Consider the following 20,545-nt stretch of genomic DNA (forward strand, 5'->3'; position numbering starts at 1 on the left):
ATATTGTCAATATTTTTTGAGACTGTGACTGTCAACTGAGACTCTAAAGATCACCAATTCACTTCTGCTCTCCTGATCGGTTGTGTCATACAACGGGCGCCACCGCCACCCCTCGCCAGTTCTGAACCGGCAATGGTTACCACGCATTTTTTGTAATCATCGATCGAAATCTTTCCTTCTATTACATCGGTGGCGGCAAGTATTTCGTAGCCCTTGCTGTTAAGTTCGTCCAGTGTATGATTATTGCGCTGGTAGCCGATAATTTTTCCCGGTTCAAACGCAAAAAAGTTGGCTCCGCTGTGCCATTGTTCGCGTTCCTGCATCCAGGCATCCACATGGCCTCCGCAGGAGATGGGCTCCAGATCCATCCCCAGTTTCTGAAGCGCTGCCGGAATATTTGGGAACTCTTCTATCTTGTTCACCCTTCCGTTTTCGATTTCAAGATGAATGGTCCGGTAACGGCTCATGCCAAAAATAACCGGCGGGTAAACCATGCATTCATGTTTGTTCAGAAAAGTAAAAACCATATCGAGGTGGATAAAGGACTCGGGCGACGAAGGTAGCTCCTGTACAATGATGTGGTGTTTTTCTTTCTTTGTCCTTTTGATGCTTTCGATGATAAAATCGATCCCCTGGGTACTGGTTCTTATTCCTGTTCCGATCACAAAGATATCTTCGCGGGCAATCTGAACATCACCACCTTCGATGGTGGAGCGTGGATGTACCTGTATTTCAAAAGCAGGTTTTGACGGGTTCAAAACAGTCGTTTCAATCTCGGGATGGTGGTTAAAGATGGCATCCATAATCATCGACTCGCGTTCGCGAACCGGGTTGGCCATTTTTCCCACCAGCATGCTCTCGTTCATTCCCATGGCCGAGTCGCGTGTGAAAAACAGATTGTGCAGTGGCCGCAGCCAAAAACGTTCGTTGCTGAGGTAGTTGGTCAGGTTGTTCTTTTCCAGCGCAACACCTTCCACCAGCAGTTTGCTCAGTACATCGGCCGGAGTATTAAGCAGCGACCTGCTGAGCTCAATTTTTTCGAGCGTGCAAATGTCGTTTAGCAACTGGTGTTTCACCTCCTCTTTTTCAAGAATAACCGACAACAGGTCTTTTACCTCGAAAACACGGGTAACTTTTTGTAGCACCCCATTTAACTGCGCGTATTCCTTCGAGGCAATCGAAAGATTCAGAATGTCGCTGTACAAGGCCCGTTCGGCGTTTTCCGGTGTCATGTTTTCCACTTCCGACCCCGGCGTGTGCACAATTACGCCTTCCAGTTTACCGATCTCAGAATGAACGCTTGTCTTCATACTTCGTTTAGTTTTTTAGAGGATCAAATATATAAACTTTGCTTGGGCTGTAATGGATAAATTATTTATTCGTTCTACTTTTACACGGATAATTTTAAAAGGATTCGTTTGAGGAAATGGGTATCGATATTGGCAGGGCTTCTGATGGCGGGGCTTACATGGGCGCAACAACCTGATCGGAAGGAAGTGAATCTGGGCATGATTCAGAACGGCGATACCATTGTGTTTAAAAACATCAAAGAGGTGGTTGTTTTTCCGGAGCGCGAGTTTAAGAACAAACGCGATTACCGGCGCTATTCGAGGTATGTGCAAAAAGTGAAAAAGGTGTACCCTTTGGCTGTTGAAGCCCGCGAACTGCTTGTTGAATATCAACCGCGGTACGAAGCGCTGGAAGACCGGGGCGATCAACGAAAGCTGATGAAGAAGCTGGAGAAAGAACTGCTCGACAAACACAAAGACGAACTGAAAAAATGGTCGATCTCCGATGGTAGGATTCTGTTAAAACTGATCAACCGCGAAACCGAGCGAACGCCCTACAGCCTGATTCAGGATTTTAGGGGAGGTTTTAGCGCCGTGTTCTGGCAGGGCATTGCCAAGCTGTTTAAGAACGACCTGAAGGCAGGTTACGATCCCGATGACGAGGACAAAATGCTGGAAGAAATTGTGACCTTAATTGAGTTGGGGTATTTATAAAATGAACAAGGAAATCAGAACTTTTGTTGCTGTTAAAATCATTCCGGAGAAAGCATTGATGGATCAGTTTCGCCAATTCAAAAGTGTTTTTCAGGGCGATGGCATCAACTGGGTGCCGGAAGATATTTTTCATCTGACCCTTCGTTTTTTGGGGAACACGTCGCGTTTGCAGGCAGAACAATTATCCGAACGTTTTGCGGAAGTTGCCAGCGGTTTTACTTCTTTTGAGTTTGCAGTAAAAGGCGCCGGTTATTTTAAAAGCAAGGGCAGTCCGCGTGTGCTGTTTCTGAAAATCAATGATTCGGAACAGCTGTCGGCTTTGGCATCGGAAATTGAGACGTCGGTAGTTGCTGCCGGTTTTCAGGAAGAATTAAAAGCATTTCGTCCGCACCTTACGCTTGGGAGGGTCAAGCACCTGGGTAGCCGCAATCGTTTTTGTTCGATTGTTGATGATCTGCCGGAGGTTCTTTATCAGCAGGTGAAAGTTTCGGAGTTTATTTTTTATCAGAGTATCTTGAGGCCGGAAGGGCCCTTTTATCAACCAATAAAAACATTTCAGTTAAAATGATTGCACAAACACCACAACCACCGTATTACGCGGTGATCTTTACTTCGGTACGAACCGAAATCGGCGATGGTTACAGCGAGATGGCTGACAAAATGGTTGAACTGGCTAAACAACAACTCGGATTTCTGGGCGTAGAAAGTGCGCGGAACGAAATCGGAATTACGGTTTCTTACTGGGAGTCACTGGAAGCTATCCGAATGTGGAAAGCGAACGTGGACCATTTAGAAGCACAACGTTTAGGAAGAAAGAAGTGGTATAAAACTTATAAGACCCGAATTACAAAAGTGGAACGGGATTATGGGTTTGAAGGGCTGAAGGATTGAATGCGAGAATGCTTTAATGCATGAATAAACTGTTAGCTTCGAGCCACAAGCTTTTTCCGCAACAAGGAAACTGACTTGCGAGATATTGCTCAACTGTTGAATTGCAAAGGGCATGGAGCATGGGGAAAAAAGCACAACTTTGAACACTGAACACTGAACACTGAACACTAAACTCTGAACTCACTTTCCATTCCCCTTCACGCTGACCATAACCGTATAGATCAGTATCTTAAAGTCGATGTAAAGCGAGATGTTTTTCAGGTACATCATATCGTAGGGAAGCCGTTCGAGCATTTCGTCGACATTGGATGCATAGCCGTATTTTACCTGCCCCCACGAGGTGATTCCCGGCCGCAGTTTGTGCAGGTGGGTGTAATAAGGCGCCCGTTCAACTATTTGTTTGATGTAGAATTCACGCTCGGGGCGCGGCCCTACCAGCGACATTTCGCCAATCAAAACATTGTAAAACTGCGGAATTTCATCTAAGTGTGTTTTTCGCAGAAAACGGCCAATTTTGGTGATTCGTCCGTCGTCTTCCGAAGAAAGGGCAGGGGTGCCATTTTCGGCATCTTTCACCATACTGCGCAGTTTATGAATATGAAAGGGCTTTCCGAAGCGGCCAACCCGCTCCTGTTTGTAAAAAACCGGTCCGTGCGAAGTGCTTTTTATGATGATCGCGAGCACAATAAAAACCGGGAAAAACAAAATCATGGCAATCAGCGAAAAAAGAACATCGAGCATTCGTTTGGTGTTTTCCTGCCAGGCAGGCATTAATCCGTTGCTGATTTTTATAAGTGGGCTGCTGTAAATCGTATTTACTTTAACGGTTCCCGAGAGGAAGTCGTACAGGTCGGGAATCCCCCAGATCGTTACTTGCCGGTTTTCAATTACCGTGAGAATTTCGCTGGCCTTGGTTTCTTCGTGGGGCTCAAAAGCCAGGATCACTTCTTCGATATTGTTTTGCTGAAGAATGTTTAAAATATCGTCGATCTCTCCCAGGTTGGGCAGATGATCTTTTAGTGCGTCTTCCTTGTTGTCTTTCAGCGAAATGTATCCCACAAATTTATTTCCGGCCGGACGCAGCTGACTGTTCATGTCCTGAAAAAGTTTCAGGGCCTTTTTATTGCTACCGACGATCAGGGTATTGAACCCGATTTTACGCCGGTGAATTTTATGGATGGTTCCGGTGGTCAATACCAGCCTGAAAAAATAGGTCAAAGAAAAATGCAGTCCAAACAAAACCAGCAGCGACTGGTAGTAGTTTTTGTACGATTCAATCCAGTCGTCGAGCATAAAGGCAAAGAAAAGTGCGATAACGCCCACTACCGACGTGGCAAAAGTCTGCCCCAGTTCGAGTAGTCGGGAGCGTCGGAAAATATTCCGGTAAAAACCGGTGATGTAATAAAACAAAATCCAAAACGAAGGGATGATGATGAGTGCCAGGAAAAACTGGGGAGTGAGCTCAAAGGGCACATCCCAGCCTCCAAAAAACTGGGGCTCAATAATTTCTTTCCGATAGATAAAAAACAAACCCCAGGAAAGGGCTGCTGCCAGAAAATCAAAAGTAAGGTATTTGACGACCTGCCGCTTTTTGTTCATTCGCTCCGATTAAGTCTGGTTCCGTTTATTTGCAATTCAGCAGTAAAACGGACGACCTGGATTTTTATTGCCGCAAAAGTAGGCTTTTACATTCACTAAAGGGAAGAAAACTGCATCAATTTGCGGTTGATCTTTTGTACCACATGCATGGCAATCAGGTAATCTTCCAGACAGCTGTTCTTCTTCACCTTTTTTTCGATGGTTTGTACAAAATGATCGAACTCGTTTGTGCCGGAATACCGGTCGAGGTTCACCGCCTTGTTGTTGCACAAAAATGTTCCTTGGGTAAAGTTGAAAGCCACAAACTGGTTATCAGCATAAATTCTGATTTTGAAATCGTTGAGTGATTCCAGTTTGCCGTAATTGAGGCTGATAACCGAGGCGTCGTTGAATTCGAGGCGCACGTTGGAAAAACGGGAACTGTTAAAACCCGGAAAAGCAACCGCACCGATTTTCTTCGGGCTGATGCCTGTAATGCCGAGTAACATCAGCAGCATGGTATACAACGATTCGCTGGCGGTTCCGCCGGGTTCGAAGTTCGAATATTCGATGAAGGCAGGCGTGTGCACGCTTTCGTTCATCCACTGAATAGCTGGTGTGAAATAGTACGGATTGGTGATTTGTACCACCGATCCCGATTCGTTGGCGAGCTTGTTCAGTTCGGTACATTCGTCGATGGTAAGAGCCGGATGTTCGGTACAGAAAATATGCTTCGATTTTTTGATCATTTCCTGCATGAGCCTGAAGGCGTTCGGAGTGGAATTATCCATCAAAATAACATCCGCGCGTTCAACCAGTTCCACCCGGTTAAATTCGGGCACCGAGTAATGAAAACTGTTTAGCTGGGTATGGCTCCCCACCGAGGCTTTCCCTATGATGTTTACAGAAGAATTTTCCTTTAATTTTAATGCATGAGGTTCCAGAATCGCTGTCTTCCCAATTAGCCCGACATTCATCATTTTTCCAGATATTTATACGGTTTCAACAAAGGTAAACGTCAGTTCCATATAATTTTGATATGTCAGGGCTAATTTATTAACGTTAAATGTTAATATTGAACAAGGGTGCGCCTCGTTTAAAAGGGGCAATTCGTTTAATTTTGTGATTTAATGTCAGGAATGGATCAAAATGATACTCCTCGTCACCAAGGCCTCCGTAAAAAGCTGGTTGACGGATTGAAAATAAAAGGAATACGAAACGAGAATGTTTTGACGGCCATCGGAGAGGTGCCGCGCCACCTGTTTATGGACAGCGGGTTTGTGAACTTTGCTTACAAGGATCAGGCTTTTCCGATCGGTGCCGGGCAAACCATTTCACAGCCCTACACCGTGGCTTTTCAAACGCAGCTTCTGGAGGTTGAGAAAAACCAGAAGGTTTTGGAGGTAGGTACAGGTTCGGGCTACCAGGCAGCGGTTTTGTGTGCCATGGGTGCCAAGGTTTTTACCATCGAACGGCAGAAGGAGTTGTACAACAAGGTTCATAAGTTTCTGCCGGCCATCGGTTATTCGCCGGCCTGTTTTTTTGGAGATGGCTACAAAGGCTTGCCTACTTTGGCTCCTTTCGACCGGATCATTGTTACTGCCGGTGCACCCACTGTTCCGCTTAGTCTAAAATATCAGCTAAAAGTGGGCGGGAAGATGGTGATCCCGGTGGGTGACAACAATAAACAGGAAATGTACGTTGTTAACCGTGTAGACGAAAACGACTACAGGATTGAAAAACATGGCCGCTTTTTGTTTGTGCCCATGTTGAAAGGAATCGTTAATTTCTGATATGATAACAATACAAAAATTTGTAGTGAATCCTTTGGGTGAGAATTCCTACATTCTGTCGGACGAAACAGGCGAATGTGTGTTTGTTGATCCCGGGTTTTATTACACCGAAGAGAAGGAAGAAGTAAAGGAATACATTGCCGTAAATCAGCTGAAACCGGTAATGATTGCCAATACGCATTGTCATTTCGATCATATTCTGGGAGTGGAATTTGTACGCGAACAATACGGAATTCCGTTTTATGCCCACGCCGAAGATGCTTTTCTGGTGGAACGGTCGGTTAGCCAGGCGCAGATGTTTGGTTTCGACATGAAGGAGGTAAAGCCAATGGACGGCTGGTTGCACGAAGGAGAAACACTCAAATTCGGAAACACTGAAATGAAAATCCTTCATGTTCCGGGGCACTCGCCGGGACACGTGGTGTTTTATTCCGAAGAAGAGAATATTCTGGTAGTTGGCGACGTGCTTTTTTATGGAAGCATTGGCCGGACAGATCTTCCGGGAGGAAATTACGATACATTGATTTCGGGTATCAAAACAAAATTGTTAACGCTTCCCGAAGATGTTAAAGTGTATTCGGGGCACGGACCGGAAACATCGGTTGGCGTTGAGAAATGGTCGAATCCGTTTTTAACGTAGACAAAAAGTTCATTGAAAGGAGTTGTTGGTTTAAAATCATTTTTTGAATGGACGGCTCTGACTAATTTTGCAAAAAATTCAATCAAATAAATTAATTCATTCACAAATGTCTCAGGATAGATTCGTAACCCGCCACATTGGACCGCGGAACCACGAAATAGCAGAAATGCTGGAAGCAATAGGCGTATCCTCTATGGAGGAATTGTTGGAACAAACCGTACCTTCCAATATCAGGTTAAAGCAACCCCTTAAATTGAACGAGGGTTTGTCGGAGCGGAAATATTTCAGAAGGATTCTGGAACTGGCATCCAAAAACAAGGTGTTCAATACGTACATCGGCATGGGCTATTACGATACCATTACTCCGGCAGTAATTTTACGTAATGTGTTGGAAAGCCCGGCGTGGTACACTTCTTACACTCCCTACCAGGCGGAAATTTCACAGGGACGATTGGAGGCTTTGCTCAATTTTCAAACCATGGTAAGCAGCCTTACCGGAATGAAAATTGCCAATGCTTCGCTGCTCGATGAGTCGACTGCCGCTGCCGAGGCCATGGTTATGATGGCCAATCTTCGTTCGCGCCAAATGGTGAAAGCGAATGTAAATACGGTTTTGGTGGATGAAAAAATGTGGCCGCAAACCCACGATGTACTCAGAACAAGAGCACTTCCGCTGGGATTTGAACTGAAAATTCAGCCCAAAGACAGTTTTGAATTTGATGAGACTGTTTTTGGTGTTATCGTTCAGTATCCGGATTCTAACGGTGAAATCACCGATTATGCTGAATTGGTTGAGAAAGCACACGAAAAAGAAATAAAAGTGGCGGTGGCAGCCGATTTGCTTTCACTGGCAATTTTAACACCTCCCGGAGAGTGGGGCGCTGACATCGTGTTTGGAAGCACGCAGCGTTTTGGCGTTCCGATGGGATATGGTGGTCCGCATGCAGCCTTTTTTGCCGCGCGCGAAGAATACAAAAGACACTTGCCCGGCCGCATCATCGGTATTACAAAAGATATCCACGGGAAACGCGCGTTGCGTATGGCGCTTCAAACCCGTGAACAACATATTAAACGCGAAAAAGCAACATCAAACATTTGTACTGCCCAGGCGCTTTTGGCCATTATGGCAGGTTTCTTTGGCGTTTATCACGGTCCGGAAGGAGTTGTGGCGATCGCTCAGCGCATTCACAATATTGCTGCTTTCCTGGCAGTGGAAATTGAAAAGCTGGGATACAAACAGCTCAATACAAACTTCTTTGATACCATCCGGATTGAACTTCCGAAGCATGTAAAACGTGAAGACATTGAGTGGTTGTCGCTGGATCTGGAAATGAACTTCCGCTATTTCGAAAACGGAAATGTGGGAATCAGTATCGACGAAACAACCAACCCGCAGGACATTGCGTGGATTATTGAGGTGTTTGCCAAAGCGGCGAATAAGAAATTCCAGGTGGCAATGGAATATCCCAAGGGATTTGCAGTAGATGCAAAATTTGCCCGTACCAGCGAATTTATGACCGAAGAGGTTTTCAATAAATACCGTTCGGAGACTGAAATGCTCCGCTATATTAACCGATTGGCACACAAAGACATTTCTCTGACTCAGTCGATGATTTCGCTGGGGTCGTGTACCATGAAACTGAACGCTGCCACAGAAATGCTGCCATTGAGTTGGATCGAATTTAACGGTCTTCATCCTTTTATTCCTAAAAATCAGGCACGTGGTTACCAGGAAATGATGGAAGAGCTTCGTCGCGATTTAGCTGAAATTACCGGTATGGCCGATGTGAGCCTGATGCCCAATTCGGGTGCTGCAGGCGAATATGCCGGGTTAATGGTGATTCAGGAATACCACAAAAGTCGTGGAGATGATCAGCGCGATGTGGTACTCATTCCGGCATCGGCTCACGGAACCAACCCTGCCAGTGCTGTAATGGCCGGAATGAAAGTGGTGGTAGTTGCCTGCGATGAGCGCGGTAATGTGGATATGGCCGATTTGCGTGCCAAAGCAGAGCTGCACCGCGACAGGTTGTCTTCTTTCATGGTAACTTATCCTTCTACTCACGGTGTGTTCGAAGCTTCCATTATCGAAATGTGTGAGGTGATTCACGATAATGGCGGTCAGGTTTACATGGACGGTGCGAATATGAACGCGCAGGTGGGTTTGACCAATCCGAGAATGATTGGCGCAGACGTTTGTCACCTGAACCTGCACAAAACATTTGCGATTCCGCACGGTGGTGGCGGTCCGGGTGTTGGCCCGATTGGTGTTGCCAGTCACCTGGTTGACTTTCTGCCTTCGCATCCGGTTATCAATAACGGACATATTGGTATTACGGCTGTTTCGGCTGCTCCGTGGGGAAGTGCTTCGGTGCTGCCAATTACTTACGGTTACATCAAGATGATGGGCGCAGAAGGATTAACCGAAGCTACGAAAGTTGCTATTCTGAATGCCAATTACATTGCGGGTGCCTTGAAAGATAATTACGGTGTACTTTATACTGGCGAAAACGGCCGTGTAGCGCATGAGTTGATTCTGGAATGCCGTCACCTGAAAGCTTCATCCGGAATTACCGAAGAAGACATTGCCAAACGTTTGATGGATTATGGTTTCCATGCACCAACACTTTCGTTCCCGGTTCACGGAACACTGATGATTGAGCCAACCGAGAGTGAGTCGAAAGCTGAGCTGGATCGTTTTATCAGCGCTTTAAACTCGATTTACGAAGAGGTAAAAGAAGTGGAAAGCGGAAGTGTGGACAAAGATGACAACGTGCTGAAAAATGCGCCACATACGGCTGAAAGTATTTGTGCCAACGAGTGGACACATGCTTATGCGCGCGAAAAGGCTGCTTACCCATTGGATTGGGTACGCGAAAACAAATACTGGGTTCCGGTAGGCCGGGTAGACAATGCCTGGGGCGACAGAAACCTGATTTGTATCTGCGGTTCGCCTGAAGAGTACGAAGCATTCAAATAAAAAGCAGAGCCATCCGTATTTTCGGATGGCTTTTTTATTTTTGTGCCATGATATCGTTTCCGAATGCCAAAATAAACATAGGACTGAACGTTGTTTCCAAACGTGAGGATGGTTACCATAACCTGGAAACGGTATTTTACCCGGTAAAGCTGGCCGATGCTTTGGAGCTGGTTGAATCAGCAGAACCGGAATTTTCTGCGTCAGGAATACAAATTGACGGCGCACCTGAGAGTAATCTTGTTTTCAAAGCTTACCACCTTTTACAGCAAAAGTTTGATTTACCTCCTGTTCATCTTCACTTGCATAAAGTTATACCTTTTGGTGCGGGCCTGGGAGGCGGTTCTGCCGATGCTGCCTTTACCTTGAAAATGCTGAATGAATACTTTTCGTTGGAATTGAAAGACGATCAATTGGAAAAATATGCGGCGACACTGGGGGCCGATTGCCCGTTTTTTATTCGAAACAAACCTACGTTTGCGCATGGTATCGGAGATCAATTCGAGGCGGTCGAACTGGATCTTTCAGCATATGAAATAATTCTTTTAAAACCTGAATTCTCGGTTGGCACTGCCGATGCTTTCCGGAATATCATTCCTCAAAAATCAGATTTTGATCTTCGAAAACTAGCCGACTTGCCCATCGAAGAATGGAAAGATAGGGTGAAAAATGATTTCGAGAAATCTGTTTTTCCGCAGTTTCCCCAAATCGAAGCCCTCAAAAATCTGTTGTACGAAAACGGTGCCGTGTATGCTTCCATGTCGGGAAGTGGTTCGGCCGTTTACGGCATTTTTCGCCATTCACCGGTAGATTTGGCTAAATTCATCCCTTCAGGTATTTTTATTTACCGATAGTTTTGGCTTTTCGCCGACCTTAGGATTTCATTAACATTTTTTTTATTCTTTTTAACAAAGGAGGGTGTAACCTTTGTATCCGTAAACAGTCTATTAAACTGAAGACAGAAACAGAAAAAAGACCTTGAAGAAGGCAAACAGAAAACAACAGAAAGAAAACAATTAACAAGAAGAAAGATGAAAACTAGAATGAATCACTTAGCTGCAATAGCCATTTTCGCGATTATAATTTTTGCCGGAAATGTTAATGCACACGAAAACAAAGCAAAAGCCTCGAGCCATGAAGCATTGACTGAAACTTCGCTGCAGATTGAAAACTGGATGACTGACGAGCACGTTTGGAACGTACAGGCAGCGCCCGGTACTGCTCGCGAAGCTGAAGCAGAATTGAAAGTGGAAAGCTGGATGACGGATCAGAAAGCATGGGAGCTTGCCTACCTGGCAGCCACCGAAACCGAAGTTCAGTTAACGCTGGAAGACTGGATGATGAACAATACATATTGGAAGATATAAGTTAAAGAACGCGATTAGTTTTATTTGAATTTTAGGGGTTGTCAGTAATTGACAGCCCTTTTTTGTTGTTGCATTTTTGTAATTACGCATCTTTAAAAATATATATTTGCTTACTAAATCAAATCCGAACTGTGTCAAGGCTAAAACTCAATATCTTGTTTCTTGCTTTATTTTTTTCTGCGTTTTCTTTGGCCGGACAGGATGTGTCTTTTTCCCAGTTTTACGCCAATCCGTTGTATCTGAATCCCGCTTTTGCGGGAACAATGGGAGTGCCCAGAATTGCAGTACAATATCGTAATCAGTGGCATGCATTTGATAATGCTTTTACAAGTTATACTGCTTGTGCGGATGTTCCTGTACCTAAGCTGAGAGGAGGTCTTGGGGTGTATTTTATGAATGATCTGCAGGCTGACGGTGCTCTGAATACTTATCAGGTAAATACAGCTTATTCCGTTTTTGTCCCTCTTAGCGAGGGCTTTGTGATGAATGTTGGCATTCAGGCTGGATTTAACCAGAATTCTTTACGTGTGAGCAAATTGGTATTTGCTGACAACGTTGATATTGTTGGTGGGAATCATGGAGTATCAGGAGAATTGGCATACTTAACTGATCCAAACTATTCGTTTTGGGATTTTGGAACGGGAGCCTTGGTTTACAGTGAACGCTATTTTGGTGGGATTTCAATAAACCATTTGTCAGAGCCCTATCATAGCTATTCTTCCGCTGAACTGTCAGGTTCTAAACTGGCCCGAAAGTATACAGCGCATTTTGGTGCAAGACTCCCCGTGTATTTACATGGGCATCTTCGGAAAAAGTTTGATATCTCTCCACAGGTGATCGTACAGAAACAGGGCGATTTTCAGCAATTTAATTATGGTTTATTTGCAACGAAAAGAGGGATTGCCGTTGGAACCTGGTTCAGACAGAATTTCGGACTGCGATACGATGCGCTTATTTTTCTTGTTGGGTTTGTACGGAGCAAATGGCAGTTTACTTACAGCTACGATTTCACTGTATCGGGACTAGCCGGTAACACCGGAGGAACGAGTGAAGTGTCACTTGTATTTCTTCTGCATGAGAACAAAAGAAAAAGCCGGCTTCCGTTTTATGAGCAGTACTACGACGAGTTCGGAGAGATGTGATACTTAGCGTATCAGCAATACCTGACCTTTTTGTTCATGATCAAATCCCTGAATATCTTTGTATTGAGATATCCAAATATAATTTCCCATTGGAGCTTCTCCGCCCTTTTTGCTACTTCCATCCCAAGGAGTATTCGGAGAATGGGACTCAAAAACAAGTTGTCCCCAGCGATCAAATATCTTTAAATCGAAGCTATTTTCATCTGCCCCAAGTCCAACCGGCATAAATGTTCGGTTTTCAGAAATCTCACTGTCGGGTCGGAATGCATTCGGTGTAAATACCGAAAAAGGTAAAATTTTGATCGTAAAATCTGTTGTGTCTTTGCATCCAAATCCTGATTCAGCAATAAGCAGCGAAGTATATTCTCCCAGATTTGTATAAGTATGTATCGGATTTTTCTCAACAGATGATGTTTCGTCGCCAAAATCCCAACTATAAAAATCTGCACTTTCTGAGTAATTTGAATAAGTAATAGTTGAATGCTCGAGTAAGGCTACCGGATAGTCTACTTCAAAGGTTGCAACAGGTTTGGGATGAATCCATATCCAGTCTTCTTTTATCAGGGTATCATTGCATCCGGTTTCCAGGGATGATGCTATTAACGAAACATCAAACCGGCCTGAGTCAGGGAAATAGTACAACAGAAAATTCCCTGTAGGATACGGCAAGGTGTCGGTCAGCCATGTATAATCAATTGCGTTGTCTTTTGATGTGGCTCTTATTTCAGATGAATAAGGTTGACACCCTTCTTCATCTGGAGTTGAAATATCAAATTGTGGTTTTCTTTTTAGGGTTATCTCGGTAGGCTGGCTAATACAACCAAATTCATTTACGCTTAAAATTGCTTTACCAAAAGCTTCGTCCAGAATCATGGTAACGGTATCATTTCCCGGGCCTGACTGATGGGCGCCTTCAAAACTCCAGAAACAAAGGGAAGAGTCAATGCTGTTTGTATAAATAATTTGGACAGAATCGGGATGACAGATGGTCGCGTCAGCAATTATTTCAGCAGTTGGAGTAGGAAAAACCTTAATCATACTATCGATCTGGAAGCCGATTTGGCACCCTGACAAAACATTGGTGATTAACAGGCTAACATCATAAAATCCCGGATTTTTATACAGATGTTTGACTGCCTGATTATTGCTTGTCGGAGATCCGTCGCCAAAATCCCACTCAAAAGTAAGCGCATCTTCCACTTTTAGTTCTCCTTTAAAAGAAACGGTTAAAGAATCACAACCGCGGGATTTGGGTGTTTCCAATGCAAAATCGGGATTTGCCCCGAGCAAAGAAGAGGTGGTGTCGCTCCAGCAACCGTTTTCCTCCACAAAAAGAGTGAGGTGGGGATTTGTGTTGTAGGCTCCAACCGAAACGATAAAATGATTCCAATCAAGCGAATCGATGAGTTTGGCACCACCATAATCCCAATTGTACATTGCATTTTCGGATGCATTCCCGGTGTATTTTACTTCTCTTGAATATCCTTTGCATTTATCATTCGGATCGTCAACAAATTGAAACTCCGAAGTTGGAGTAGGATAAAAGCCGATTTCGAAAGTGTCGTTTACAATGCAGCCGTCAACGGTCTTTAACTCGTAATAGATTTTGTATTGTCCCCACTCTGGTGCTTCAATACTTGCTTGGCTATGGGTTGTATTGGTAATTTTTATTCCCGGATCATTTGAATCCCAGGTAAAACTGTTGTTGTAGTTCCACACGTAATCGGGCGTTCCCGAAATATCAACAGTTAAATCACATTCTTTTGTGTTGCACAATAGATGCTCTCCTTTTACTTCAATATCAGGCACTGGGAAAACGACCAGCTTAAAAGCATCTTTATCTGTACACTTGAATTTGTCCCATACAGTCAGTTGATATTCCCCGGTTTTATCAGCAATAATGGTTTGGATAGTGGATAAAGTATCGTTGTTCTCATTTTTCCAGAGGTATTTCTCAAATTCAGTCGTTGCATCCAGTTCTATGGAATAAGGTGCGCATCCTTCTGCAGAATCTATTTTCAGGTCAACATCGGGAGCACTGACATAAATGAAAATGGAATCCTCCAGTTCACACCCATCGACCGTTGTTGTTTTTACCTGGTACCTCCCTCCCATGGTTACTTCCAGACGTTGCGTTTGCTCTCCGGTATTCCAGGTGTAAGTGTCAAAATAAGGACCGGCATCAAGAATTTTTGAATCACCGCGGCAGAGAAGAAGCGTATCACCACTGAAATCGATACTTTTTCCTAAATCGAGTACCAGATCGAGATTAAAACCTACACCGTAACCATACGATTCAACACCGCCATAACCATATACATAGGCAAGAAATCCTCGGTCTTTATTTGTGTTGACAATCTGGTGGGTACCATGAGATATTTCCTTTTGGGCAAACGAATATTCACCGTCGGGAAAAGGTTGAAACTCTCCTGCAATGGAATTTCCGTCAAACCGAATGTTATGTACCTCTTCAGTAAGCGTAACAATGTTTACATAATACCTTGCGATCTGATCCGAATTATAAGCAACAAAAGTGACATCGTTTTTTGTTTGTGTGGTCGAGCTTAAAATAATCATGAAGGGGTCACCATTGCCATTGGTGTAATTTTGGTCAACGTCCCGCGATTGACTGAACTGTGCAACCATTATGGGTTGGTCTCCATAAATCTTTTTGGGTTCGTTGTGATAGAACACAAGTTCTTTAAATTCTCCTTTATTCAGAGAGAATGGTGCAAGTCCTGTAATATAAACCGTTGTATTGTCGTAAGCCGCCATAATCCGGTAACGATCCTGTTCTCTCGATTTTAACGGAATCGCATAATATTCCCTGCCCCAAGTGTGTATGGGCGGGATTTGTTCATATAGATGGTCCCAACAACACTTCCCTGTCGGAATGCGGGTAGCTAAAGACCCGGAATAAAAAGCCACTGGTTTGCTGGCTTTTATGTAGCTCCCGGTCAAGTCTCCCTGTCCCTGGTTTCCTGTATTTACTTCATTCTCTGATTGAACCTGGAATACCTGGCCCTTATTCAATGTTACGGTGAAGGTAGAATCTTTGGGCCTGAGTTTATCCGTAATTTTTGACGGAGTTATGGTTAGGTAGGTTGAATCTTCCGCTGCAACAATCAGAAATTCGCTGTTGCGGCCATTGCCTTTGGTGGGATTGTTCAAGTCGATATCGGGTTCGTAACACATGGCATAATATTCTTTTCCCAATGATTCAACGGGGTAAATAACCGCAACATCGGCAGAATTCTGGTCCCAGTTAAGGGCGTAAACATTTACCGGTTTTTCAGAAACCAGGTGAATCCCTTTTCGTTGAATTTCTTCGGAGCCGGTTGCTTCAACAGTCTCCCACGGAAGTTGTATTTGTCTCGAACTATTGGCATTTACGGTTAGTGATGTTGAATATACATTTGAGCCATTAGCATCCTCTCCAACGGTGATGGTAATGTTTGTTTTTTCGCGGGCAGTTACAGTAACTTCCAGGTAATGACCAGTATGGTAATTCCGGCTTTCCATAAAACCAAACCAGAATTCTTTCCCTTCGGTCGATCTGCGACATGGGTTGCCCGTTTCCTGTGCTGAAAGCACCAGACCCAAGGAGCCGAAAAAAATGATAAGTTGAAGTAATCTAAAGTTCATAAGTCGGATCGAAGCTAAATATTATTTACAAAAAAACCGCAAAAGGAGACCTTCTGCGGTTTTTTTTATGCTTTAACTTCGTTTACGCCGGTTTGATTTCAAGCATCAAATGGCGTTTCGGAATAATTTCGTCTTTCTTTATGTGGATTTTTACAATCACTCCATCAAAAGGCATGCGCACCTGGTTCTCCATTTTCATGGCTTCCAGTAACAGAAGGGTTTCGCCTTCTTTTACCTTTTGGTTTGTTTTTACAAAAATGTCCACAATGGTTCCCGGAATGAACGAGTAAATAAGATTCTCGTTGGGCGTTTCATAATTTTCCCTGTTCTCAAATTTTTTAGTATAGGTAGTCTTGTAAACCGCCCCCTGTATGATCAGGTTTTTAAGCTCTTTTTGATCTTCCATTTGGTAGAATTTTACGATTAAAACGGTGGAATTCCATGTTTTTTGCTAGGCATGGAAGCCGTTTTGTTTTCAGAAACCTGCAATGCATGTAAGACGCGCGAACGGGTTTCTCCCGGTTCAATAACTTCGTCAATATAACCCTGCGCAGCTGCTACATACGGGTTGGCGAATTTTTCTTTGTATTCCTGGATTTTTAGCTGACGCATTTGCTCCGGGTTTTCCGCTTCCGAGATTTCTTTCCGGAATACAATGTTGGCTGCTCCTTCCGGTCCCATTACTGCAATTTCGGCAGTTGGCCATGCAAACACAAAGTCAGCACGCAGGTGACGCGAGTTCATGGCAATGTAACCACCTCCGTATGCCTTGCGAACAATAACGGTGATTTTCGGAACGGTAGCTTCACTGTATGCATAAAGAATTTTTGCTCCGTGACGGATTACCCCGGCATGCTCCTGGTCAACACCCGGCAGGTAGCCCGGCAGGTCTTCCATGGTCACAATCGGAATGTTGAAAGCATCGCAGTAGCGGATGAAACGGGCTGCTTTATCCGAGCTGTCGCAGTCGAGAACCCCGGCAAGTACCATGGGCTGGTTGGCCACAAAACCCACGGTTTCTCCATCCATTCTACCAAACCCAATGATAATGTTGGGCGCAAATCCTTCCATTACTTCAAAGAATTCAGATCCGTCAGTAATGCTTCTGATTAGTTCCCTCATGTCGTAAGGAATTCTTGGGTCTACCGGAACGATATCGTCAATGGCTTTCCCTTTTAACGGTGCTTTTGGTTTGTGCGCCAGCGCTTTTTTCAGGTTGCTTCTTGGAATGTAACTGATCAGCGTTTTGATTTGCTCAAAACATTCCAGTTCAGTTTCTGCATAAAAATGTGCGTTACCTGTAATTTCGGCGTGAACTTTGGCTCCGCCCAGTTCTTCCATCGAAATTTCCTCGCCCAGTACCGATTTAATTACAGACGGGCCGGTAATAAACATTTTAGAAATATTTTCTACCACAAATACGAAGTCGGTGAGGGCCGGAGAATACACAGCGCCACCGGCGCAAGGGCCGAGAATTACCGAAATCTGAGGAATCACACCCGAGGCCAGTGTATTGCGGAAAAAGATTTCGCCATAACCGGCAAGCGAGTTTACACCTTCCTGGATACGTGCACCACCCGAGTCATTGATACCAATTAACGGAACCCTCATTTTCAGAGCGTGGTCCATAATTTTGGTGATCTTACGGGCGTGCATCAATCCCAATGAACCTCCGGCAACCGTGAAGTCCTGGGCAAAAATACATACCGGTTTATTGTAAATAGTTCCTGTTCCGATGATCACACCGTCTCCGTGAAGGGTCTTGCCTTCCATGCCAAAATCTTTGGCTGCGTGTTCAACAAACAGATCGTATTCGTGAAATGAGTTTTTATCGAGCAATGCGAGGATACGTTCCCGTGCAGTCAGTTTCCCCATTGCAGCTTGTTTCTCAATGGCTTTATCTCCACCACCTTTTTGTACTTCTTTCTTTCTTTTGCGAAGATCAAGTACGTTGCTTCTTAGTGACATAAAGTTTTTTTTAAGTTATAAATTAACCCTAAGATTCCGGGTCTTTTTTAATAAGCGAAAGCAAAATTATAATTTTTTTCAATTGCCATTTGTAAATGCAATTATGTAGTACGTAAATTCACATAGGGAGGTTCATATTGTTCGAATTATAGTATTCTTTGTTTGAAAATTATCCGAAATCCTTGTTTCTAAAGACGCGCAGAATTGGCTAAACTATTTAGCTGCCCAGCGATAAACAAAGAAAGCAATTACTGCATAACACAGGTTAGGAATCCAAATGGCGACAAAAGGAGGCGTGCTTCCGCTAATGGCAAAAACGGTTGAGATTTGCATAAAAAGAATGTACGAGAAAGCCAGTAACAAACCGAGTCCAAGGTGTAAGCCGAGTCCCCCTTTTATTTTACGCGACGCCAGGCTCATACCGATAACCGTTAAAATAAAGGTCGAAAACGGGTTGGCAATTCTCCGGTGTTTTTCCAGCTCCCATTCCACGTAGTTGATTCCCCTCATTTTCATGAGTTTTATCTCTTTCAGAAGGTCGGGAGTTGTGTACGTTTCCATTTCGTTTTTCATCACCACAAAATCCTGCGGTGTCATACTCAATGTTGTATCAATCTGGTAACCTTTGCTCAAATCTTCATGGTCATCATAAATCACCCGTTTCGAGTAATTATTGATGACCCATTTTTGAGTTTCTTCTTTCCAGCTAATGCTTCGGGCCGTTAGTTTCTCTTTCAGTTTCCCATCTTCAAATTTTTCGAGGGTGAAAGGCCTGCCAACATTGTTGTTAAAGCTCTTCATGTATATATAGACCCCCGGTTCAATCTGGCGGTGAATGTTCTGTTCTGTACTTACCGTGTTGGATTTTATATATTTTTGACGGAAACCTATCATGGTTTTATTGGCCGGCGGAATAATAAAATTACCCAGTAAAAAGGAAAAAATCCCGATTATCAGTGCAGAAACCAGGTAGGGGCGCATGAAACGCGAAAAGGAAACACCGCTACTGAGAATGGCAATGATTTCGGTGTTGTACGCCATTTTTGAGGTAAAATAAATAACCGCAATAAACGTAAACAGCGGACTGAAAAGGTTGGCGAAGTAGGGGATGAAATTCAGGTAGTAATCAACAATGATATCTTTTGTCGGAATTTCCTTGGAGAGGAATTCATCCAGGTTTTCCGAAATATCAAAAACAATGGCAATGCTGAGTATTAATGCAATGGCATAAAAAAATGTACCCAGGTATTTCCAGGTAATATAAAAATCAATTGTTTTATACCACTTCATCTTCACCTACAGTCTGTGTTTTAATTTAACTACCATTTCGTTTTTCCAGCTAACAAAATCGCCGCTCAGTATTTTTTCGCGGGCAGTTTTTACCAGCCAGAGATAAAAGGCCAGGTTGTGTTGACTGGCAATTTGAGCCCCCAGCATTTCTTTCGAAATAACCAGATGGCGAAGATAAGCTTTTGAATACTGGTCAACAAACGAAGTTCCGTTCGGATCGATGGGAGAATGGTCGTTTTCCCATTTCTGATTGCGGATATTGATGATGCCTTCGCTTGTGAACAACATGCCGTTGCGGCCGTTGCGGGTTGGCATCACACAATCGAACATATCTACCCCGCGGTGTATGCCTTCCAGTATATTTACCGGTGTGCCAACTCCCATCAGGTAACGCGGTTTGTCTTCCGGCAGGTCGGCGGTTACCACTTCGGTCATTTCGTACATTTCTTCTTCGGTTTCTCCTACCGACAAGCCGCCAATGGCGTAACCGTTGGCATCAAAGTTCCGGACATGCGCCACTGACTGTCTACGCAGATCGGCATAAGTTGCTCCCTGTACGATGGGGAAAAGCGATTGCGAATAACCGTATTTAGGTTCGGTGCTGTTAAAACGTTTGAAACAGCGGTCGAGCCAGCGCCGGGTAAGCTCCATTGATTTTTTTGCATAATCGTAATCGGCATCTCCGGGCGTACATTCATCGAAAGCCATCATAATATCGGCCCCTATCGAACGCTGGATATCCATCACACTTTCCGGGGTGAACTGGTGATACGAACCATCGATGTGCGACCGAAAACGCGCACCTTCTTCTGTCAGTTTTCGCAGGTCTCCCAGCGAAAAAACCTGGAAGCCTCCGCTGTCGGTAAGTATGGGGCGATCCCAGCCATTGAATTTGTGCAATCCGCCTGCTTTTTCAATCACATCAATCCCCGGGCGAAGGTATAAATGATAGGTATTTCCAAGGATGATTTCAGCTTTTATATCATCTCTGATGTCGCGCGTATGGATTCCTTTAACCGACCCGGCAGTGCCTACCGGCATAAAAATCGGAGTTTCGATTTTTCCGTGGTCGGTGGTAATTACACCCGCTCTGGCCCGTGAGTTATCAGTAGTTTTTTCTAACAGAAAGTTCATTCACCTTAAATTGATGGGCAAATATAGATATTTAACTTTAATTGAAAGGACAGGAAGAATAGTGCCCTTGTTAATAAAAACTAATTCATGTAAATAAATATTCGAAGGATTTCAAGC

The 20,545-nt window shown here is 44.1% G+C and carries 17 protein-coding genes; 9 read left to right on the forward strand and 8 right to left on the reverse strand.

Annotated features, from left to right (window positions below):
* Positions 1-50: 50 nt before the first annotated feature.
* On the reverse strand, positions 51-1,310 hold the full coding sequence (locus tag INQ51_RS14610) for an arginine deiminase family protein (RefSeq protein WP_233378711.1): 1,260 nt from the start codon (positions 1,308-1,310) through the stop codon (positions 51-53).
* A gap of 108 nt (positions 1,311-1,418) precedes the next feature.
* Between INQ51_RS14610 and INQ51_RS14615 the strand changes: the two genes are divergently transcribed.
* Genes INQ51_RS14615 through INQ51_RS14625 form a run of 3 tightly spaced genes read left to right on the forward strand, consistent with a single transcriptional unit; the run spans position 1,419 to position 2,894 of the window.
* The gene (locus tag INQ51_RS14615) at positions 1,419-2,003 is read left to right on the forward strand and encodes a DUF4294 domain-containing protein (RefSeq protein ID WP_233378712.1); all 585 of its coding nucleotides are present in this window, start codon (positions 1,419-1,421) and stop codon (positions 2,001-2,003) included.
* Position 2,004: 1 nt separating this feature from the next.
* Positions 2,005-2,571, forward strand: coding sequence for an RNA 2',3'-cyclic phosphodiesterase (thpR, locus tag INQ51_RS14620; protein ID WP_233378713.1), 567 nt, complete (start codon positions 2,005-2,007; stop codon positions 2,569-2,571).
* On the forward strand, positions 2,568-2,894 hold the full coding sequence (locus INQ51_RS14625; RefSeq protein ID WP_233378714.1) for an antibiotic biosynthesis monooxygenase family protein: 327 nt from the start codon (positions 2,568-2,570) through the stop codon (positions 2,892-2,894). The genes thpR and INQ51_RS14625 overlap by 4 nt, the downstream gene beginning before the upstream one ends.
* Before the next feature lie 180 nt (positions 2,895-3,074).
* On the opposite strand, the gene INQ51_RS14630 is transcribed toward INQ51_RS14625, so the two are convergent.
* Both INQ51_RS14630 and INQ51_RS14635 read right to left on the reverse strand, forming a co-directional pair.
* Positions 3,075-4,493 (reverse strand): sugar transferase, encoded by a 1,419-nt coding sequence (locus tag INQ51_RS14630; RefSeq protein WP_233378715.1) that lies wholly within the window; start codon positions 4,491-4,493, stop codon positions 3,075-3,077.
* A gap of 95 nt (positions 4,494-4,588) precedes the next feature.
* A complete protein-coding gene (locus INQ51_RS14635; RefSeq protein ID WP_233378716.1) occupies positions 4,589-5,452 on the reverse strand; it encodes a hypothetical protein in 864 nt (287 codons plus the stop codon).
* 150 nt (positions 5,453-5,602) lie between these two features.
* Between INQ51_RS14635 and INQ51_RS14640 the strand changes: the two genes are divergently transcribed.
* The 6 genes from INQ51_RS14640 to INQ51_RS14665 all read left to right on the forward strand — a co-directional run bounded on the left by INQ51_RS14640 (position 5,603) and on the right by INQ51_RS14665 (position 12,391).
* Complete coding sequence (locus tag INQ51_RS14640; RefSeq protein ID WP_233378717.1) at positions 5,603-6,265, forward strand: protein-L-isoaspartate(D-aspartate) O-methyltransferase; 663 nt, start codon at positions 5,603-5,605, stop codon at positions 6,263-6,265.
* 1 nt (position 6,266) lies between these two features.
* Positions 6,267-6,905: an MBL fold metallo-hydrolase gene (locus INQ51_RS14645; protein ID WP_233378718.1), complete on the forward strand. Its 639-nt coding sequence runs from the start codon at positions 6,267-6,269 to the stop codon at positions 6,903-6,905.
* 106 nt (positions 6,906-7,011) lie between these two features.
* The gene (gene gcvP / locus INQ51_RS14650) at positions 7,012-9,885 is read left to right on the forward strand and encodes an aminomethyl-transferring glycine dehydrogenase (RefSeq protein WP_233378719.1); all 2,874 of its coding nucleotides are present in this window, start codon (positions 7,012-7,014) and stop codon (positions 9,883-9,885) included.
* 47 nt (positions 9,886-9,932) lie between these two features.
* On the forward strand, positions 9,933-10,736 hold the full coding sequence (ispE, locus tag INQ51_RS14655; RefSeq protein ID WP_233378720.1) for a 4-(cytidine 5'-diphospho)-2-C-methyl-D-erythritol kinase: 804 nt from the start codon (positions 9,933-9,935) through the stop codon (positions 10,734-10,736).
* A 177-nt stretch (positions 10,737-10,913) separates the two neighbouring features.
* Positions 10,914-11,249, forward strand: a complete 336-nt coding sequence (locus INQ51_RS14660; protein ID WP_233378721.1) for a hypothetical protein — start codon at positions 10,914-10,916, stop codon at positions 11,247-11,249.
* Between the two features lie 155 nt (positions 11,250-11,404).
* A complete protein-coding gene (locus tag INQ51_RS14665) occupies positions 11,405-12,391 on the forward strand; it encodes a PorP/SprF family type IX secretion system membrane protein (RefSeq protein ID WP_233378722.1) in 987 nt (328 codons plus the stop codon).
* A 3-nt stretch (positions 12,392-12,394) separates the two neighbouring features.
* Here the strand turns inward: INQ51_RS14665 and INQ51_RS14670 are convergent, their stop codons facing one another.
* From INQ51_RS14670 to tgt, 5 genes are all read right to left on the reverse strand, one after another.
* Positions 12,395-16,036 (reverse strand): PKD domain-containing protein, encoded by a 3,642-nt coding sequence (locus tag INQ51_RS14670; protein WP_233378723.1) that lies wholly within the window; start codon positions 16,034-16,036, stop codon positions 12,395-12,397.
* A gap of 82 nt (positions 16,037-16,118) precedes the next feature.
* Entirely contained in the window at positions 16,119-16,442 is a 324-nt protein-coding gene (locus tag INQ51_RS14675) for an acetyl-CoA carboxylase biotin carboxyl carrier protein subunit (protein WP_119439167.1), read from the reverse strand.
* A 17-nt stretch (positions 16,443-16,459) separates the two neighbouring features.
* Positions 16,460-18,004 (reverse strand): acyl-CoA carboxylase subunit beta, encoded by a 1,545-nt coding sequence (locus INQ51_RS14680; RefSeq protein WP_233378724.1) that lies wholly within the window; start codon positions 18,002-18,004, stop codon positions 16,460-16,462.
* A gap of 213 nt (positions 18,005-18,217) precedes the next feature.
* Positions 18,218-19,294, reverse strand: a complete 1,077-nt coding sequence (locus INQ51_RS14685; RefSeq protein WP_233378725.1) for an LptF/LptG family permease — start codon at positions 19,292-19,294, stop codon at positions 18,218-18,220.
* A gap of 6 nt (positions 19,295-19,300) precedes the next feature.
* Positions 19,301-20,428 carry a tRNA guanosine(34) transglycosylase Tgt gene (gene tgt / locus INQ51_RS14690; protein ID WP_233378726.1) on the reverse strand — a complete coding sequence of 376 codons (1,128 nt, stop codon included), beginning with the start codon at positions 20,426-20,428 and terminating at the stop codon, positions 19,301-19,303.
* Positions 20,429-20,545 lie beyond the last annotated feature (117 nt).

Source organism: Maribellus sp. CM-23 (genome assembly GCF_021354595.1).
Classification (GTDB): Bacteria; Bacteroidota; Bacteroidia; order Bacteroidales; family Prolixibacteraceae; genus Draconibacterium.

Bases quoted from the DNA above. Each gene is read 5' to 3' on its own strand.
- tgt (WP_233378726.1), bottom strand. From the start codon at position 20,428: ATGAACTTTCTGTTAGAAAAAACTACTGATAACTCACGGGCCAGAGCG.
- INQ51_RS14625 (WP_233378714.1), top strand. From the start codon at position 2,568: ATGATTGCACAAACACCACAACCACCGTATTACGCGGTGATCTTTACT.
- INQ51_RS14635 (WP_233378716.1), bottom strand. From the start codon at position 5,452: ATGATGAATGTCGGGCTAATTGGGAAGACAGCGATTCTGGAACCTCAT.
- thpR (WP_233378713.1), top strand. From the start codon at position 2,005: ATGAACAAGGAAATCAGAACTTTTGTTGCTGTTAAAATCATTCCGGAG.
- ispE (WP_233378720.1), top strand. From the start codon at position 9,933: ATGATATCGTTTCCGAATGCCAAAATAAACATAGGACTGAACGTTGTT.
- INQ51_RS14660 (WP_233378721.1), top strand. From the start codon at position 10,914: ATGAAAACTAGAATGAATCACTTAGCTGCAATAGCCATTTTCGCGATT.
- gcvP (WP_233378719.1), top strand. From the start codon at position 7,012: ATGTCTCAGGATAGATTCGTAACCCGCCACATTGGACCGCGGAACCAC.
- INQ51_RS14640 (WP_233378717.1), top strand. From the start codon at position 5,603: ATGTCAGGAATGGATCAAAATGATACTCCTCGTCACCAAGGCCTCCGT.
- INQ51_RS14645 (WP_233378718.1), top strand. From the start codon at position 6,267: ATGATAACAATACAAAAATTTGTAGTGAATCCTTTGGGTGAGAATTCC.
- INQ51_RS14685 (WP_233378725.1), bottom strand. From the start codon at position 19,294: ATGAAGTGGTATAAAACAATTGATTTTTATATTACCTGGAAATACCTG.
- INQ51_RS14675 (WP_119439167.1), bottom strand. From the start codon at position 16,442: ATGGAAGATCAAAAAGAGCTTAAAAACCTGATCATACAGGGGGCGGTT.
- INQ51_RS14610 (WP_233378711.1), bottom strand. From the start codon at position 1,310: ATGAAGACAAGCGTTCATTCTGAGATCGGTAAACTGGAAGGCGTAATT.
- INQ51_RS14680 (WP_233378724.1), bottom strand. From the start codon at position 18,004: ATGTCACTAAGAAGCAACGTACTTGATCTTCGCAAAAGAAAGAAAGAA.
- INQ51_RS14670 (WP_233378723.1), bottom strand. From the start codon at position 16,036: ATGAACTTTAGATTACTTCAACTTATCATTTTTTTCGGCTCCTTGGGT.
- INQ51_RS14630 (WP_233378715.1), bottom strand. From the start codon at position 4,493: ATGAACAAAAAGCGGCAGGTCGTCAAATACCTTACTTTTGATTTTCTG.